The following is a 15,431-nucleotide window of genomic DNA, read 5'->3' on the forward strand; positions in this document are numbered from 1 at the left end:
CATAAAATTGTACACTGCAAGGAACGACACCCCTCCGGAGGTGAGGGAGCATGCTCGTCACGGCGCAACCCGGCGCGGCGGAGGTCTCATGCGACCGCTGCGGTGCCACCTTCCGAGCCGCCGGAGCCGATCGGGAGACGATCTGGCCGGCGGCGCAGGCGCAGGGCTGGCAGACCGAACGGCTGGGCGGCGTGTGGTGGCACCGCTGCCCGGACTGTGCCGGGCCGGCCCGGCTGACGCCGCCGTGACCGGCCCTGACCGGCCCTGGCGTCTTGGCCCCCGGAGATTGTCCCCGGAGACGGACGGGGCCCCTCGCGGCGTGCCGGCGTACAAGGCCTCCGGCACGCCGTGGCCGCGAAGGGCGGCGCGGTAGCGGAGTGCGACGATGGAGCGATGTCCGAAGCCGACGACGAGCCGCTCGTGAGTGCCCTCCTCGCGGTGAGCCGCACGATGGTGGCCCTCACCGCCCGCAGCCTCACGGCGCTCGACGTCGACGTCACCCTGCCGCAGTATCGGGCCCTGGTGGTGCTGGCGACCGGCCCGCGGCGCAGCGCCGAGCTGGCGCGGGAGCTGGGCGTGGCTGCCTCGACGCTGACGCGCATGTGCGACCGGCTCTGCCAGAAGGGCATGGTGCAGCGCTTTCAGCGGGACGGCAACCGCCGCACGGTCTGGCTAGGGCTCACCGCGGCCGGGCGCGCGACGGTGGGCGCGGTCATGCTGGCGCGGCAGGACGAGCTGCGCCGGATCGTCCGGGACAGCGGGCTCGTCGCCTCGGGGCGCACCCTCACCGTGCTGCACCGGTTCGTGCAGGCCGGTGGCGAGCTTCCCGACGACGAGTGGTGGCGGTGCTGGCAGCACTCGGCCGAGGACGCCGCGCGGCTCAACGTCGGCTGACCGCGCCCGATCGGCCGCCGCGCAGGTATTCCAGCGCCGTCACCTGGTCGGCGTGGACCGGCAGGACGTCCTGCAGACACAGCATGCGCAGCGCGCCGGACACGCCGGGGCCGGCTCCGACCAGGCAGGTCCGGCCGCCGCTGCCGGCCGCGCGACGAGCAGCGCGGACCAGGACGTCGACCGTCGCCGAGCTCAGCCGCCGGACCCGGCTCACGTCGACCATCAGGTGCGGTGTCCGCCCGGGCTCGCCGCTGAGCAGGTCCCAGAGCCGGGCGTCGTCGGCGTGCAGCAGGTCGCCGCGCAGGTAGATCGCGCGGACGTCGGACAGCACCTGGACCACCATGCGCTGCGACGACCGCCCCGCCGGCGTCACCGAGGGTCGGTCAAGTGACCGGGCGCCGATGCGGGCCAGCGACGCCGGCGGCACGCACCGGCCGCACGTGTGCGGGCCGATCGCGAGGTCGCTGCCCCGCCAGCCGTCCTGGCTGAACAGGCCCCAGGCGAGCTCCCAGTCGGGCAGCGCCGCGGCCAGGTTGCCCACCGTCCGGCCGCAGCCGTCGCAGACGAGGCTGAAGTCGGTGCCGTCGTGGCTCAGCAGCGCGGTCATCCGACCACCTCAGCCGTCGACCGCGTAGGCGGACCGCGTCGTGCACTTCGGGCAGCCGTGCGGCCCCTGCCGCGACCGTTCGCCGACCCAGCCGTGCCTCCTGACGAGGCTCCAGGCCAGCTCCCAGTTGTGCAGGTTGGCCCCGAGCCGATCGATCGTCGTCCCGCAGCCGTCGCACACGAGGCTGAAGTCGGTGCCGTCGGGATCGTGCAACACCGTCATCCCTCAGACCTCCCATTGAGTCCGTCGAGCCGACCGGTTGCCATCCATCGTTGTCTCAGCGCCGTGACGAGACCTTGGCAGCACCATGACGGTTCGACGACAAATCGCCGCTCAGTCGCCGATTCGGCGCCGTCGACCCGCGGGAACGCGCCGAGACCTCCGCGCGCGTCCGCCGCGCCTTCGCGGAGGAGGCCGAGCTCTGGCTCGACGGCGCCGAGGCCCCGGCGGATCCCGGACAGTGACCCGGGCGCGCGAGCGCGCGCCACCTGCGCCCGGCGAGGCGGCGAACCTGAGCGTTTGCGCCGTCGCGCCGCGAGGATGTAGAACCCGGCGATGGCCTTCCGGAACTTCGTCGGCGTTCGTGTGGCGCGACGCCGTGGCAGCATCATCGCGGCCGTCGCGCTGGGTCTGCTCGCGTTCGCGGCCGACTACGTCGACGGCGCCGCGGGACAGGTCCTGACCGCCCTCACCAGCAGCGGCTTCGCCTGGGGCCTCGCGGCGTTCCTGGCCGGCCGTTCGGCGGTCTCCCCGAAACGGGCCGCCGCCGACGCCACCGCGCTGCTGGTGGTGGCGACGCTGCTGTACTACCTGCTCGTGCTGGTGGTCAGCCGCCGATGGAGCGGCGGCGTGCTCGAGGACGGCACGCCGGCCGACCTCTACGGCCTGCGCTCGGTCGCCCTCATGACCGCACTGTGGCTGATCGGCTCCCTCGTCGCGGGGCCGGTCCTCGGGCTGCTCGGCCACACCGCGCGAGCCGGCGGCCCGTCGCGCGCGGCCGCGGCTGCGGGAGTCGCGTGCGGCCTGCTGTCCGGCGAGGGTTGGTGCGCGGTGATGACGACGCAGCTCTGGCACCTGTTGACGACGCCCGACCTGCAACACGACGCGTTCTTCGTGGGCGTGGCGATCGGGAACCTGTTCAAGATCGTCCTGCCGCTCGCGGTCCTGGCCTGGCTGGCAACGACGCACCGCCTCTGGCGCGCGTGGCCCACGCTGCTCATCGCGACCGCCGCGAGCGGCACACTGACCGCCCTGGCGTGGTACCTGCTCAACACCGCCACGAACAGACTCTGAACCTCAGACTCAGCCGGTCCAGAGGGTGGCGGCGGCGCCCCGGGCGAGGTGCTCCTCGTAGGTGCTGACCTTGCCCTCGATCAGGGCCAGGCAGTCGGTCAGCTGCTTGATCCGGTCCTCGACCCGGCACCGGTGCGCGCGCAGCAGTTCGAGCCGCTCGGCCTCGTTGCCCGGGCCCTCGCGGACGAGTTCGGCGAACCGCCGGATCAGCTCCAGCGGCATGCCCGACGCGCGGAACTTGGTGCAGACCTCGAGCCAGTCCAGGTCGTGCCGGCCGTACACGCGCCGGCCGCTCGCGTCGCGGCGGACCTCGGTGTGGAAGAGGCCCTCGTCGTGGTCTCCTCCAACGTCCGCCCCGACGCCCCGATGGGACGACCCGTTCTTCGTCACCGAGGCGTACGACCGCTGGGCCGCCTACGGGCAGTCGAAGGCCGCCAACGCCCTGTTCGCCGCCCATCTCGACGCGCTGGGCCGCTCGCACGGCATCCGCGCGAGCTCGGTACACCCGGGCGCCGTCCTCACCCCGCTGCAGCGCCACCTCACCCACGACGAGATGCGCGACGCCGGCTGGATCGACGAGCACGGCCGCCCGGCCGACTATTTCAAGACCCCCGCACAGGGCGCCGCGACCCAGGTGTGGGCCGCCGTGACACCGGACCTCGGCGGCGTGCACTGCGCGGACTGCGCGGTCACCCCGTTTCGCGCCGACCCGGCCGACGCCGCCCGCCTCTGGGCGATGTCGGCGGCCCTGACCGGCCTGCCCGCCGCCCTGCCGTAGCCGGGCCGGTATCGCCACACGGGAGTGAGCCGAAAGCGCTCTCAACATGTAACCGCAGCTCAAGGCGGTTTTTGAGAGCGCTCTCCGGTCACTGGCATTGACAATGGTCACCGCTGTTGCGCATGATTCGCAAGGACCCCGGAACCGCCACTTCTCATCACGGAGTCCACAACATGCGTCTTGCCAGAGGCCGGCCCGTCACGGCCGCCACGATCGCCGTCGCGGTGATCGCCACCGCCCTGACCTTCCTGACACTCCCCGACGCCAACGCCGCCACCCTCGGCTCCGGCAGCTACGCCACCACCCGGCCGGCCGGCACCACCGGGCCGACGGGCTGCGGCAGCATCGCCACCAACCCGCGCCAGTACGTCACCGCCAACGCGCCCGCCGGCGCCGTACCGACCAACGACTGGTGGTCGTCGCTGCTGTTCAAGCGCACCGACTGCGCCTACTCCATGCCGCTGCAGGCGCACCCGATGGCGTTCCAGCCCGCCGCCAACGGGCTCGGCGTCTCCTACACCACCGACGCCGCGATCTCCGGCACCGCCACCGGCGTCGGCGAGTACCACTACCCGTACACCACCGAATTCACCCTCGGCGTGACCGGGCTGAACGCCCCGAACACGCTCGTCGACGGCTGGACCGACTGGACCGTCACCCCGTCCTGGTCCGACGGCGCCCGCACGCTCAAGGCCACGATCGGTCACGGCCTGCCGTTCGTGTACGCGCGCACGACCGGCGGCAACGCCCAGCTCACCTTCGCCGGCGCGCCCAGCGTCTGGTCCAACAGCGGCGACCGGATCGGCTTCACCGTGCGTGGCCACGACTACATGGCCTACGCCCCGACCGGCGCCACCTGGACCGTCAGCGGCACCACGATCACGTCGGGGCTCGCCGGGCGCGACTACTTCTCCGTCGCGCTGCTGCCGACCACCCCATCGACCCCGGCCGCCGACCGGACCGCCCTGGCGAACACCTACGGGCAGTACGCGCACAACCACGTCACCGGGACCCGCGTCGCGTGGAGCTACAACCAGTCGGCGAGCACGGTGAACGCGACCTACACGGTCACCACGACGGCCCGCGAGGGCACCGGCTCCGGCACCGTCGTCGCGCTGTACCCGCACCAGTGGAAGAACCTCAGCGGCACCACGCCGATCGCGCAGAGCTACGTCTCCCCGCGCGGGACGATGAAGATCCTCACCGGTGCCGGCGCGTTCACGACGGCCACGAAGTTCCAGGGTGTACTGCCGGAGATTCCCGCCGTCGCCGACTCCTCCGGCGCCGATCTGACCACCGTCGGCGGCTACCTCGACCAGGTCGCCACCGGCGATCCCCTGGCGGCCTTCGGCAACGACACCTACTGGACCGGCAAGGGCCTGGGCCGCGCCGCCCGCGCCGCCGAGCTCGCCGACCAGCTCGGCCGCACCGCCCAGCGCGACGCGCTGCTGGCCGCGATCCGCACCCGGCTCACCGACTGGTTCACCGCCAGCGCCGGGAAGACCGGCCGGCTGTTCGCATACGACCAGAACTGGGGCACGCTCATCGGCTACCCGGCCTCGTACGGCTCCGACGCCGAGCTCAACGACCACCACTTCCACTACGGGTACTACATCGCCGCCGCCGCGACCCTGGCGAAGTTCGACCCGGCGTGGGCCGCGACCGGCGCCTACGGCGGCATGGTCAACCTGCTCATCCGCGACGCCAACAACCCGGACCGCAACGACACGATGTTCCCGTTCCTGCGGGACTTCGACATCTACGCCGGGCACGACTGGGCATCCGGCCACGGCTCGTTCTTCGCCGGCAACAACCAGGAGTCCTCGTCGGAGGGCATGAACTTCGCCAACGCCCTGATCCAGTGGGGCATCGCCACCGGCAACACCGCCGTGCGCGACGCCGGCCTGTTCATCTACAGCACGCAGGCGCAGGCGATCCAGGAGTACTGGCTGGACTCGTCGAAACAGAACTTCCCGTCGGCGTTCGGGCACAACACCGTCGGCATGGTCTGGGGCGACGGCGGCGCCTACGCCACCTGGTTCAGCGCCGCGCCCGAGATGATCCAGGGCATCAACATGCTGCCGATCACCGGAGGCTCGTTCTACCTCGGGTACAAGCCGGCGTACGTCACCGTCAACTGGAACGAGCTGGTGACGAACAAGGGCGGGCAGCCGACCGTCTGGCAGGACGTGCTGTGGTCGTTCCTCGCGCTCGGCAACGGCGACCAGGCACTGGCGAACCTGCGGGCCAACCCGGGGTACACCCCGGAGGAGGGCGAAAGCCGCGCGCACACCTTCCACTGGATTCGCAACCTCGCCGCGCTCGGCCAGGTCGACGCCACCGTCACCGCGAACACGCCGCTCTACGCGGTGTTCACGAAGAACGGCGCCCGCACGTACGCGGCGACCAACCTGAGCGGCGCGCCGATCACCGTCACCTTCTCCGACGGCCGCACGCTCACCGTGGCCGCCGGGAAGACCGCGACGACCGGGGCGTACACCTGGGTCGGCGGCAGCGGTACGAGCACCCCGCCGTCGTCGCCGCCCCCGTCCTCGCCGGCGCCGTCGTCCCAGCCGCCGTCCTCGCCGCCCCCGTCGAACCCGCCGGCCGGTTCGAACCTCTTCTACCTGCGCAGCGGGCCGGCGCTGGCCACCTCGGCCGGTACCGGGGCCACCACCCAGACCGTCACCGCCGCGAACGGCAACTGGGACGGCACCCCGCACAACCCCGTCACCTATCAGGCCTGCGGCATCACCGGCTCCGCCAACGGCGGCCAGACGCAGTTCACCTTCCACGTCGACGCCGGAACCGCCGTCGGGCAGGGCATCCAGGCCCGCGTGTCGTACGACTTCACCGGCGGCGGCACGTACGGCCGGGTCGAGACGTACCGCTACTTCGCCACCGACCCGATCGTCGGCACCGAGCAATACACGCAGGCGGCCGGGCTCGCCTCGTCGACCGGCACCCTGTCGGCGATGAACCGCGGCTGCGTCCGGCTCGAACTGTGGAACGCCATCGGCAACGCCCCGACCACGGTCCGGGTCGACGCCACGGCGGCCGACGGCCGCCAGTCCACGCTCACCATCCCGTACACCGTCAGTTAGCGCTCCGCCCTGGCGGGGCCGCCCTCGCGGCCCCGCCAGGCAAGCGGCCGGCCCGTGAACTCGGTCAGCGGATCACTCGGCACACCAGCGCGTCCGAGGCGCCGCGCAGGGCGCTCATGACCACGTCCGGGGTGAGGTACTTGCAGGCCAGGTACGGGTCGCCGGTGCCGACGTACTGCAGCGGCGACCCCGAGCCGGCGTAGCAGCGCAGCCCGGAGCTCTCGTAGAAGCCGATCCAGGAGGTGGGGTACCGCGACTGGCAGTACCCGCCGATGGACAGCGGGCCGAAGGTAACGTCAACGACCGCGGCCTGGGCGGGCGCGGCGACCGCGAGCGTTGCGGCGCTGGCCAGCGTCGCGCCGGCGGCGAGGGTCAGGAGACGTCGAAACACGGGCACCTCCACACGTAGGGAGCGGGAATTCGCCTCGAAAAGCCGATCGTGGCGCGATCAATTGTCGATTGGGAAGTGTCGTGCATCAATGCCTTCCCAACCGCGATATCCATGCCACGCATCTGTTGACGAATTCGCGCACCCCACACCGTGACCGTGCCCGGGACATAAGCCCGGGCACGGCCACGACAGCATGGAACCCGCCGCCACGCGGACCGGTCGGCGGCTCAGACGGACAGCAGGCGGTCGAGCAGCTGGTGGTAGCGCAGCACCGTGTCCCGCATGCCCTCGGTGCTGTCCGATGCCCGCGCGCCGGCGCGCTCGAGCTCGTCCTCGCGGTCGTGGACGCTGTCGGCCAGCGCCTGCACGGCCTCGTCCAGCAGTTGCCTCGCCCCGGTGACGCTGCCCGCCGGGTCCTCGACGAAGTGGGTCTGCAGCAGGTGCCAGCGCCGCCGAAACTCATCGGCCCTGGCGGCATCCCAGATCCCCGGCTCGTTCCCCGGGGCTGGCTCCGGCTGCGCGCCCCCGGCGGTGGCCTTCGTGGGCGGATCGTCACGCATCGCGATCCCGCCTTTCGTGGTACTCCCCGCTCCTGTGCGTTGCAACGCGCCGGATCGCGGTGGAATCAGCCGTGCCCCGGTACCGGCCGGCCGCCCGGCGCGTCGCCGAGCAGTTCGGCGAACAGCACCCGGTAGTGCATCAGCGCCTGGCGGAGCTGCTCCGTCGACGCCTGGCCGCGCTCGTTCACCTTGTTGATCTCGTGCGCGTCGCGGTAGTGGCCGAGCGTCTCGGCGTGGTCGACGCTGAGGTCCTGGACGCGCGTGTCGAAGTCCCCGACGGGATACCCGCGCTCGGCCATCACCCGCGTCACGAGCGCGTCGGCCTCGCGGGTCGCGGCCTCCGGCTCCTCGACGAAGTGCGCCTGCGTGCGCGCCCACTGCTCGGCGTACCGCTGCCGCTTGTGCGGATCGAGGTCCTTGAGTCCCAGGTCGGCATGGCGGCGCTCGCGCTCCTGCAGGTCGCGTTCGGCCGCGCGGCGACTGGGCTGCTCGGCGACCGCCCGGTCGTACTCGGGCCCGAAGCGGCGCCGCAGCGCCTTGGTGCGACGGCGCCGGCCGATCGCCATCGTCGAGAGGCCGGCGATCACCACGACGAGCACGATGATGGCGATGATCAGGGCCACATTCGAGGACATCGCGAATCCCTTCGGGTTAGCCAGTATGGACGTTAGCGCCCCCGGCGGCGGCCGACCTCACCCCGGCGGGACCTGCGACCGCCCGTTGCGGTGCCGGCCTCACAGTTCGATGCGGTGTTTCGTCGTACCGGTGAGGGTAGATACGAGCGAGGGAGCCAGCGACACCATGACCGCGCGATCCGAGCGATCCGAGCCAGAATCTGAGCCAGAAGAGGGCCGGCCCGATCCGGACCTGAGCGCGATCGTGAGCGAGCGGCGTCAGCTGATCAATCTCGCGTACCGTCTCCTCGGCTCCCTGGCCGATGCCGAGGACGTCGTGCAGGAGACGTACGCCCGCTGGTACGCCATGCCCGCGCAACAGCAGGAGGCGATCGAATCCCCGGGCGCCTGGCTGACGACGGTCGCCAGCCGCATCTGCCTCGACCTGCTGGGCTCGGCGCGGGCCCGGCGGGAGCGCTACGTGGGCGAATGGGTCCCGGAGCCGCTGCCCGACCGCACGGAGTGGATCGGCGGGCGGCCGGACGGTACGACCGCCGACCCGGCCGACCGGGTCACCCTCGACGAGTCGGTCAGCATGGCCTTCCTCGTCGTGCTCGAGTCGATGACCCCTGCCGAGCGCGTCGCGTTCGTCCTGCACGACGTCTTCCGCTATCCCTTCGCCGAGGTGGCCGAGATCGTCGGCCGCACGCCGGCGGCCTGCCGCCAGCTGGCCTCGTCGGCCCGCCGCCGCATTCGCGCGTCGCAGGCCCCCGCGACCCCGGCCGCCCGGCGCGCCGGCATCGTCCGGGACTTCAAGGCCGCGTGGGAGGCCAGGGACATCGACGCCCTCATCGGCCTGCTCGACCCCGACGCCACGACGATCGCCGACAGTGGCGGCCTCGTCGCCGCCGCGCTCCGCCCGGTCGAGGGCAGCGAGCGGATCGCGCGCGGCCTGGTCGAGGTCGCCACCAAGGCGCCCGGCCTGACGATCCTGGAGCGCACGGTCAACGGCCAGCCCGGGCTGGTCGCGCAGCAGGACGGCGTCACCGTGACGGTGATGGCCTTCGACATCGCGGGCGACCGGATCACGCGCATCTGGGCGGTGCGCAACCCCGAGAAGCTCCGCCCCTGGACCGGGGCGGGCCGGCTGCCGGAGGTCTGATCGGAGGGTCGCATCCAGCGCGACGGCCGGCGTTTGGCCGTTCACGTCAGCAATTGAGGCGATTTTTGTGGGTAAGCCAAGGTCGCGCTACTTTCGCCGCATGCGACGGCGACATCTCCTCACCCTGGCGGCCGCGGGCGCGGTTGCCGGCTGCGCTTACGGAGGCTCACCGCGGCGGGCGAACGGCGCGGCCGCCATCGAGGCGCCCGGCGGCGGCGCCTCGGCGAGCCCGGCGGAGCTGGTGTTCCCGAGGGACTTCGGCTGGGGGGCGGCGACGTCGGCGTACCAGATCGAGGGCGCGGCGAAGGAAGACGGCCGCGGGCCGTCGGTGTGGGACGTGTTCAGCCACGAGCCGGGCCGCATCCGCAACGGGGACACCGGCGACGTGGCCGCCGACCACTACCACCGGTTCCACGAGGACCTCGACCTCATGAAGGACCTCGGCCTGAAGTCGTACCGGTTCTCGATCTCCTGGCCGCGGGTGCTGCCGACCGGCTGGGGCACGGTCAACGCCAAGGGGCTCGACTTCTACCGCAAGCTCGTCGACGGGCTGCTCGCCCGCGGGATCGCGCCGGTGGTCACGCTGTTCCACTGGGACACCCCGCAGGCGCTGCAGGACCTCGGCGGCTGGGAGAACCGCGACTGCGCGAAGTGGTTCGCCGACTACGCGCACACGATGTTCACCGCGCTCGGCGACAAGGTGCCGATCTGGCTGACGCTCAACGAGCCGAAGACCGTCGTCGACGTCGGCTACACGGCCGGCACGCACGCCCCCGGCAAGCGGGACCGGCAGCTGGCCAACGTGGTCGGTCACCATCTGCTGCTCGGGCACGGGCTCGCGGTGCAGGCACTGCGCGGTACCAACGCCAAAGGCCGCATCGGCGCGGCCCTCAGCCTGTCGCCCACCTACCCCGCCGACGACTCGGCGGCGGCACGCCGCCAGGCGACGATCGCCGACGGCGAGGAGAACCGCCGCTGGCTCGATCCCCTGCTGCTGGGGCGATACCCGCAGGACTGGCTGGCCACGCAGCCGGCCGACGCGCCGCTGCGCGCGGCGATCAAGGACGGCGACCTGGCCGTCATCGGCGCGCAGAGCGACCTGCTCGGGGTGAACTACTACGGCACCACCCACGTGACCGGCACGGGGAGCCGGGTCATGCAACACCCCACGTCGCAGGCGACGTGGCAGGAGATCGACCCCAACGGGCTCTTCGACCTGCTCACCCGCATCAAGCGCGACTACGGCGACATCCCGCTGACCATCACGGAGAACGGGATGGCGACGAAGAACGCGATGCAGGACCAGGACCGCATCACGTTCCTGCGCGACCACCTGGCCGCCGCCCACCGGGCCATCAAGGCCGACGTGAAGCTGGAGAGCTACCACCTCTGGTCGCTGATGGACAACTTCGAGTGGGCCGAGGGCTACACACAGCGCTGGGGCATCGTCAACATCGACTTCGCCACCCAGCGCCGCACCCACAAGGCGAGCGCCGACTGGTACAAGGCCGTGATCGCCCGCAACGGGGTCTGACCACGCCGCGCATCGACGGCGGCGAGGCGCTCGCCTGACATCATCCGTCGGTGGCATGTTGAGATTTCGGGGTGACCGAAGAGACCGTACCCCGCCAGCGAGCGCTCTCGTCCGCAGTTTCCACGTCCAGATTGTCGCGGGTGGCGCGATGGTCCGCGAGAGTCTCGCAGTCGCGGGGGTTCGAGGTGGCGATCGTCGTCGCCATCGGCGCGAACGCGCTCGTGCTGGGCGTCGAGACCTACCCGGACCTCGGCGCCGTCCACCTGCTGCTGGACGCGCTCGAGTGGGTCTTCCGGGCCGTCTTCTTCGCCGAGATCGCCATCCGGATTCTGGCGTACGGCCGCCGGCCCCAGGACTTCTTCAAGCAGGGCTGGAACGTCTTCGATTTCATCGTCATCACCGCCGCGTTCATCCCCGGCCTGCACGGCGACTCCGCGGCCCTGCGGGTGATCCGGATCGCCCGGGTGGTGCGGCTGGTGCGCTTCTCCCCCGGGCTGCGCACCATCGTGGCCGCCCTGCTGCGCAGCCTGCCCGGGGTCGGCGGCTTCCTCGCGCTGGCCCTGGTGACCTTCTACGTGTACGGGATGGCCGGCTGGCTGATCTTCGGCAAGACCTACCCGGCGGAGTACGGCACCATCGGCCGGGCCGTGCTGACCCTGTTCGTGCTGCTCTCGCTCGAGACGCTGCCGAACCTGATCGAGCAGGGCATGGCGTTGTCGCCCTGGACGCTGGTGTACTACGTCAGCTACGTGCTCATCACCGTGAACCTGCTGGTGAACATCCTGATCGCGGTCATCGTCAACTCGATGGTGGAGGCCCGCCGGCTGGAGATGACCGAGGGGCTGGCCGCCGACTTCGACGAGGACGGCGACGGCGTCCCGGACGAGATCGACCGGATCGTGATCAGCCAGCGCCTGGACGATCTGCGGACGCTGCTGTTCGAGCTGGAACGGGACCTGCGCATCGACCGCGACGAGGGCCGCCCGAGGACGGCCCCCGACCGCTGAGGGATACCGAGTCAGCTCTGCCGCAGCGCGGGCAGCGGGACCGGGATCTGATAGGCGGTGGCACCGGCGCCGACGCCGCCCTGGCACGTGTTCGGCGGCGTGGTGCCGACGCCCCTGGTCGATGGCCGCTCCGCGGCCCAGAACATGAACCCGAGCATGCCGGTCGTCTGCATGAACGAGCCGGTCGACCGCTGCACCGAGTTGGCGAAGTCGGTGCACTCGGCCCGGACCTTGTTGCCCTCGGCGATGTACAGGCTGCCGGTGAACTTCGCGGGAGACAGCGGCGGGATCTGCGGCGAGTACTGCGGCTTGCCGTCGATGTGCTCCTGCCAGTTCGCGATCGCGTCGCTGGCCGTCGGCTGCTTCGACGGCACCATCGCGTTGGCGTAGTCGAGGACGGGCACGTCGGTGCGTAGCCAGTCGGCGGTCGCCTTGCGGTCGAGGTCGATCAGCCAGCGGTCGCCCGCGGCGACGTCGATGGTGAGCCGGGCGGCCGGGTTGGCGCCGGTCGCGTCGTACGGCAGGGCCGCGCGGTAGGTGTTGATGAACGTCTGCAGGCCGGCGAGGTTGGGCGCCGAGTTCTGCTCGTAGTCGATCTCGATGCCGACGCCGAGGCGCTGCGCGACCGCGACGGCGTTGCGCGCCAGCTGTGCCGGGTTCTCGGTCAGGGCGCTGTCCCACGCGCCGGTGTACGTGATCCCCCCGATCGACAGCATGACCCGTACGCCACGGCTGGTGAAGTAGTTGACGATGTCCGGCGTGATGCCCTTCGGCACGCCGGCGCTGGTGGTGGCGTCGTCGGTGAGGTGCAGCAGCTTGAGCGGCTGCAGGAAGCTCAGCACGACCACGTTGACGGAGGGCCGGCCGTCGCCGCGGTCGATGAGCCAGTGGTTCTGACTGTCGAATTCGCTGACGGTGCGGACCGTGCCCCAGATGCACGCGTCGTTGCCGCAGTGCCAGGCGCCGTACACCTGGATGGGGCCGCTCGCGGCGGAGGCGGGTGCCGCCGGCGCCACGATGAGCGCCACGAACAACAGGGCAACGGCCAAGACTCGACGCATAGGGTGCTCCCTCGACCACGAGCCGTTAATTGGAAAGGAGATTAACGGTATGGTCGACGGCTGTCACCGCCCTGTGAAATGCACCCCAAACCCGTAATACGCGAGCGGTCTGCATCGCTTCTTATGGATGGGTGGCCATCAAGACTTGGTCCGCCCGGCGCCGGCGGTGCCCCGCACGGCCCGGTCGGTCATCCGGGCGAGGGCGTCGCTCATGGCGACGCCGACGGCCGCGACGCCCACTCCGAGCAGGAACGCCCGCAGATTCCGACCACGCATCGCCGCTCGCCTCCGATCCGACCTCTCCGGGCCGATCGCCGCCCCTCGCCGCCGATCGCCTCGGCGCCACCTCCAACGATGCCGCCCGGGCCGCGGCAACGGTCGAGGCCGAGGGCCCGAACCGGCGGGCCGAACGTCACCGGAGCCCGGCCCGGGCCAAGGTGTGCACGGATCAGTGGGACAGGCGCCGCCCGGCCCGCCGCGCCCGCGGCCGGGGCCGGAGTGCCCGCCGGGCGCCCTGCAGCGGTTCGCCGAGTGTGTCGTGGTGCGGCGCGGGCCAGGAGTGCTCGTGCCGGTCGCCGTGGCGGAGATGCTGGTCGCTCTGCCGCGCCAGGCGCGATGCGACACAGAGGGTGGCCAAGGCGCAGACCAGCCATAGGGCCACCAGTACGAGAACGCCTGTGACCACGTCGGCAACGCTACTCCTCGCCGGAGTACGTCATAGGCCGGCGAGGCGCGCCAGCAGCAGGTGGATGTGGCGGCGCGCGCCGACCAGCGCGGCGCGGCGGCGGGCCAGGCCCGGCGTCGTCGTCGGCGCCGGCGCGGTCGCCGCCTCGTCGGCGGTGCGCAGCATGAGGTTGACGAGGAACGGCTCGGCGATGTCGGCGTCGTGGACCCGGTCGTCGATGTCGCGCCCGACCTGCGCATCGGGCGCGGCGAGCAGGAGCGCGGCGAGGTCGAATCCGGCCAGGTAGAGCCCGGCGTCGGCGAAGTCGGTCAGGGCGAGCCGCCCGGACGGCAGCTGCAGGACGCTGCGCGGGGTGAGGTTGCCGTGGGCGAACGTCCGGTCGGCCCGGCAGCGGTCCAGCAGGTCCCGCAGGCGGCGGACGTCGCCGGCGGAGAGGTGGCCGCCCCGTTCGTGCCGGGCGATCCAGGCGTCGTAGTCGACGGTCCAGGCGTCGACCTCCTCGGGGGCGGGCCGCCAGGTAGACAGCAGCGCCGCGGCCTGGATCAGGCGGGCCCAGCGGGCGCGGTCGGTGACCGGCGGATCGTCCGGACCGGCCTGTAGCGGCTCGCCGACGGCCCGGCTGACGACCAGCGTCCGGTCGTCGTGCCAGCGGTGCTCATCGGCGAGCACCAGCGGCGGGGTTCGCCGGAAGGCCTGGGCGACCTCGCGCCGGCGGCGGAACCGGCGCACGGCGGGCGGGTCGTCGGCGGTACGGATGATCACCGCCACGGACTCGCCCTTCCAGCGCCCGGACAGCACGGCGTCCGCGCCGTCGGTGCGCAGCGGCAGGCGACGATCCAGCGTGGCGCCCGCCGGCAGCCGCCGCGGCGTCCACAGGTCGCCCCGGGTCACCGGCGTCGAGGACGGGCACCGCGCCGCCGGCACGGCGCGGTGCCCGGGTGCCGGCTCGGACGGCGCCGGGCCCACGCTCAGCGCGAGCAGCTTGCGGTCGCACCGGGCGGCGATGCGGTCGAGCGTGGCGAGTTCCTGCGCGGTCCACACCCGCGGCCGCGAGTCGATCGCGGACAGGGCGCCCAGCACGTGGCCGCCGCGGCCACGGACCGGGACGCCGGCGAACGCGGTGACGCCGAGGTCGCGGATCGCGTCGCTGCTGTGCAGGACCGGGTCGCGGCGCACGTCGTCGATCGCGAGCCGGGTCCGGGCGCCCACGACGTACTGGCAGATCGAGTGGGTCAGCGGCGTCTCGCGCCGGTGTTGCCAGGGCTCGGGCAGCCCGGCCGAGCCGGGCAGGATCTGGCGGGTGCGCTCGACGAGCACGACGAGGGCGATCGGGACCCCCAGGACGCGGCGGGCGTAGGCCACGACGTGATCGAACCAGGGGTGCGGGGCGGCCCCGAGCCCGGTCGCGGCCACCGCATGCAGCCGGGCGGCGTCGTGGACCGCGGTGACGGTACCCAGCACGTCGATCACGACTACTCCGGTGCGGATCACAGTGGTCAGCTTGAGGCTCTTATGCAGGTGTATCCCCCGCACGTTTGCGCTGGTATCCGCCGCGCGGCCACGATCCGGCACATTCGGTGCCCGGCCCGCGCGCGGCACCCGGGCAAGAGCCGTCCGCAGCCGGTATGCATCCATTGATCCGGCAGACATCGATGGCCGCACGTACCTTAACCGCATCACCGTTCCGACATGAATCCGCCCGATCGACACAACCGATAGACAGACCCTCGCGCGGTGATGC

The 15,431-nt window shown here is 72.0% G+C and carries 18 protein-coding genes; 8 read left to right on the forward strand and 10 right to left on the reverse strand.

The window, feature by feature from the left end; genetic code table 11:
• Window positions 1-50 precede the first annotated feature (50 nt).
• Both ACGFI8_RS27520 and ACGFI8_RS27525 read left to right on the forward strand, forming a co-directional pair.
• On the forward strand, window positions 51-248 hold the full coding sequence (locus tag ACGFI8_RS27520; protein ID WP_392809190.1) for a hypothetical protein: 198 nt from the start codon (window positions 51-53) through the stop codon (window positions 246-248).
• 145 nt (window positions 249-393) lie between these two features.
• Window positions 394-894 (forward strand): MarR family winged helix-turn-helix transcriptional regulator, encoded by a 501-nt coding sequence (locus tag ACGFI8_RS27525; protein WP_392809192.1) that lies wholly within the window; start codon window positions 394-396, stop codon window positions 892-894.
• Here ACGFI8_RS27525 and ACGFI8_RS27530 read toward each other — a convergent pair.
• Window positions 881-1,501 carry an STAS domain-containing protein gene (locus ACGFI8_RS27530; protein WP_392809194.1) on the reverse strand — a complete coding sequence of 207 codons (621 nt, stop codon included), beginning with the start codon at window positions 1,499-1,501 and terminating at the stop codon, window positions 881-883. The two genes, ACGFI8_RS27525 and ACGFI8_RS27530, sit on opposite strands and share 14 nt — an antisense overlap.
• Before the next feature lie 9 nt (window positions 1,502-1,510).
• Window positions 1,511-1,723 (reverse strand): hypothetical protein, encoded by a 213-nt coding sequence (locus ACGFI8_RS27535; protein ID WP_392809195.1) that lies wholly within the window; start codon window positions 1,721-1,723, stop codon window positions 1,511-1,513.
• Window positions 1,724-2,056: 333 nt separating this feature from the next.
• On the opposite strand from ACGFI8_RS27535, the gene ACGFI8_RS27540 reads away from it, so the two are divergent.
• Window positions 2,057-2,794 (forward strand): hypothetical protein, encoded by a 738-nt coding sequence (locus ACGFI8_RS27540; RefSeq protein WP_392809197.1) that lies wholly within the window; start codon window positions 2,057-2,059, stop codon window positions 2,792-2,794.
• Between the two features lie 9 nt (window positions 2,795-2,803).
• Here the strand turns inward: ACGFI8_RS27540 and ACGFI8_RS27545 are convergent, their stop codons facing one another.
• A complete protein-coding gene (locus tag ACGFI8_RS27545) occupies window positions 2,804-3,076 on the reverse strand; it encodes a MerR family DNA-binding protein (protein ID WP_392809199.1) in 273 nt (90 codons plus the stop codon).
• A gap of 31 nt (window positions 3,077-3,107) precedes the next feature.
• On the opposite strand from ACGFI8_RS27545, the gene ACGFI8_RS27550 reads away from it, so the two are divergent.
• Both ACGFI8_RS27550 and ACGFI8_RS27555 read left to right on the forward strand, forming a co-directional pair.
• Window positions 3,108-3,572, forward strand: a complete 465-nt coding sequence (locus ACGFI8_RS27550) for an SDR family NAD(P)-dependent oxidoreductase (RefSeq protein ID WP_392809201.1) — start codon at window positions 3,108-3,110, stop codon at window positions 3,570-3,572.
• 173 nt (window positions 3,573-3,745) lie between these two features.
• Entirely contained in the window at window positions 3,746-6,676 is a 2,931-nt protein-coding gene (locus ACGFI8_RS27555; RefSeq protein WP_392809203.1) for a glycosyl hydrolase, read from the forward strand.
• Between the two features lie 64 nt (window positions 6,677-6,740).
• Here ACGFI8_RS27555 and ACGFI8_RS27560 read toward each other — a convergent pair whose 3' ends face one another.
• From ACGFI8_RS27560 to ACGFI8_RS27570, 3 genes are all read right to left on the reverse strand, one after another.
• Window positions 6,741-7,067, reverse strand: a complete 327-nt coding sequence (locus ACGFI8_RS27560; RefSeq protein WP_392809205.1) for a hypothetical protein — start codon at window positions 7,065-7,067, stop codon at window positions 6,741-6,743.
• A gap of 227 nt (window positions 7,068-7,294) precedes the next feature.
• Window positions 7,295-7,627 carry a hypothetical protein gene (locus ACGFI8_RS27565; protein ID WP_392809207.1) on the reverse strand — a complete coding sequence of 111 codons (333 nt, stop codon included), beginning with the start codon at window positions 7,625-7,627 and terminating at the stop codon, window positions 7,295-7,297.
• Window positions 7,628-7,692: 65 nt separating this feature from the next.
• Window positions 7,693-8,262, reverse strand: coding sequence for a hypothetical protein (locus tag ACGFI8_RS27570; protein WP_392809209.1), 570 nt, complete (start codon window positions 8,260-8,262; stop codon window positions 7,693-7,695).
• Between the two features lie 244 nt (window positions 8,263-8,506).
• Between ACGFI8_RS27570 and sigJ the strand changes: the two genes are divergently transcribed.
• The 3 genes from sigJ (at window position 8,507) to ACGFI8_RS27585 (ending at window position 11,944) form a co-directional block, all read left to right on the forward strand.
• Window positions 8,507-9,403 (forward strand): RNA polymerase sigma factor SigJ, encoded by an 897-nt coding sequence (sigJ, locus tag ACGFI8_RS27575; protein WP_392809210.1) that lies wholly within the window; start codon window positions 8,507-8,509, stop codon window positions 9,401-9,403.
• A 100-nt stretch (window positions 9,404-9,503) separates the two neighbouring features.
• Window positions 9,504-10,937, forward strand: coding sequence for a GH1 family beta-glucosidase (locus ACGFI8_RS27580; RefSeq protein WP_392809211.1), 1,434 nt, complete (start codon window positions 9,504-9,506; stop codon window positions 10,935-10,937).
• A 140-nt stretch (window positions 10,938-11,077) separates the two neighbouring features.
• A complete protein-coding gene (locus ACGFI8_RS27585; protein WP_392809212.1) occupies window positions 11,078-11,944 on the forward strand; it encodes an ion transporter in 867 nt (288 codons plus the stop codon).
• Window positions 11,945-11,955: 11 nt separating this feature from the next.
• On the opposite strand, the gene ACGFI8_RS27590 is transcribed toward ACGFI8_RS27585, so the two are convergent.
• From ACGFI8_RS27590 to ACGFI8_RS27605, 4 genes are all read right to left on the reverse strand, one after another.
• Window positions 11,956-13,005, reverse strand: a complete 1,050-nt coding sequence (locus ACGFI8_RS27590; protein WP_392809214.1) for a hypothetical protein — start codon at window positions 13,003-13,005, stop codon at window positions 11,956-11,958.
• Between the two features lie 138 nt (window positions 13,006-13,143).
• Entirely contained in the window at window positions 13,144-13,281 is a 138-nt protein-coding gene (locus tag ACGFI8_RS27595; RefSeq protein WP_392809216.1) for a hypothetical protein, read from the reverse strand.
• 172 nt (window positions 13,282-13,453) lie between these two features.
• Complete coding sequence (locus ACGFI8_RS27600; protein ID WP_392809218.1) at window positions 13,454-13,690, reverse strand: hypothetical protein; 237 nt, start codon at window positions 13,688-13,690, stop codon at window positions 13,454-13,456.
• 30 nt (window positions 13,691-13,720) lie between these two features.
• Window positions 13,721-15,160 (reverse strand): GAF domain-containing protein, encoded by a 1,440-nt coding sequence (locus tag ACGFI8_RS27605; RefSeq protein WP_392809220.1) that lies wholly within the window; start codon window positions 15,158-15,160, stop codon window positions 13,721-13,723.
• Window positions 15,161-15,431 lie beyond the last annotated feature (271 nt).

The organism is Dactylosporangium sp. NPDC048998 (assembly GCF_043197855.1).
Classification (GTDB): Bacteria; Actinomycetota; Actinomycetes; order Mycobacteriales; family Micromonosporaceae; genus Dactylosporangium.

What these genes read in the sequence shown, in the direction of transcription:
- ACGFI8_RS27570 (WP_392809209.1), bottom strand. Translation starts at nt 8,262, where the DNA reads ATGTCCTCGAATGTGGCCCTGATCATCGCCATCATCGTGCTCGTCGTG.
- ACGFI8_RS27580 (WP_392809211.1), top strand. Translation starts at nt 9,504, where the DNA reads ATGCGACGGCGACATCTCCTCACCCTGGCGGCCGCGGGCGCGGTTGCC.
- ACGFI8_RS27565 (WP_392809207.1), bottom strand. Translation starts at nt 7,627, where the DNA reads ATGCGTGACGATCCGCCCACGAAGGCCACCGCCGGGGGCGCGCAGCCG.
- ACGFI8_RS27555 (WP_392809203.1), top strand. Translation starts at nt 3,746, where the DNA reads ATGCGTCTTGCCAGAGGCCGGCCCGTCACGGCCGCCACGATCGCCGTC.
- ACGFI8_RS27530 (WP_392809194.1), bottom strand. Translation starts at nt 1,501, where the DNA reads ATGACCGCGCTGCTGAGCCACGACGGCACCGACTTCAGCCTCGTCTGC.
- ACGFI8_RS27590 (WP_392809214.1), bottom strand. Translation starts at nt 13,005, where the DNA reads ATGCGTCGAGTCTTGGCCGTTGCCCTGTTGTTCGTGGCGCTCATCGTG.
- ACGFI8_RS27525 (WP_392809192.1), top strand. Translation starts at nt 394, where the DNA reads ATGTCCGAAGCCGACGACGAGCCGCTCGTGAGTGCCCTCCTCGCGGTG.
- ACGFI8_RS27535 (WP_392809195.1), bottom strand. Translation starts at nt 1,723, where the DNA reads ATGACGGTGTTGCACGATCCCGACGGCACCGACTTCAGCCTCGTGTGC.
- ACGFI8_RS27520 (WP_392809190.1), top strand. Translation starts at nt 51, where the DNA reads ATGCTCGTCACGGCGCAACCCGGCGCGGCGGAGGTCTCATGCGACCGC.
- ACGFI8_RS27540 (WP_392809197.1), top strand. Translation starts at nt 2,057, where the DNA reads ATGGCCTTCCGGAACTTCGTCGGCGTTCGTGTGGCGCGACGCCGTGGC.
- ACGFI8_RS27595 (WP_392809216.1), bottom strand. Translation starts at nt 13,281, where the DNA reads ATGCGTGGTCGGAATCTGCGGGCGTTCCTGCTCGGAGTGGGCGTCGCG.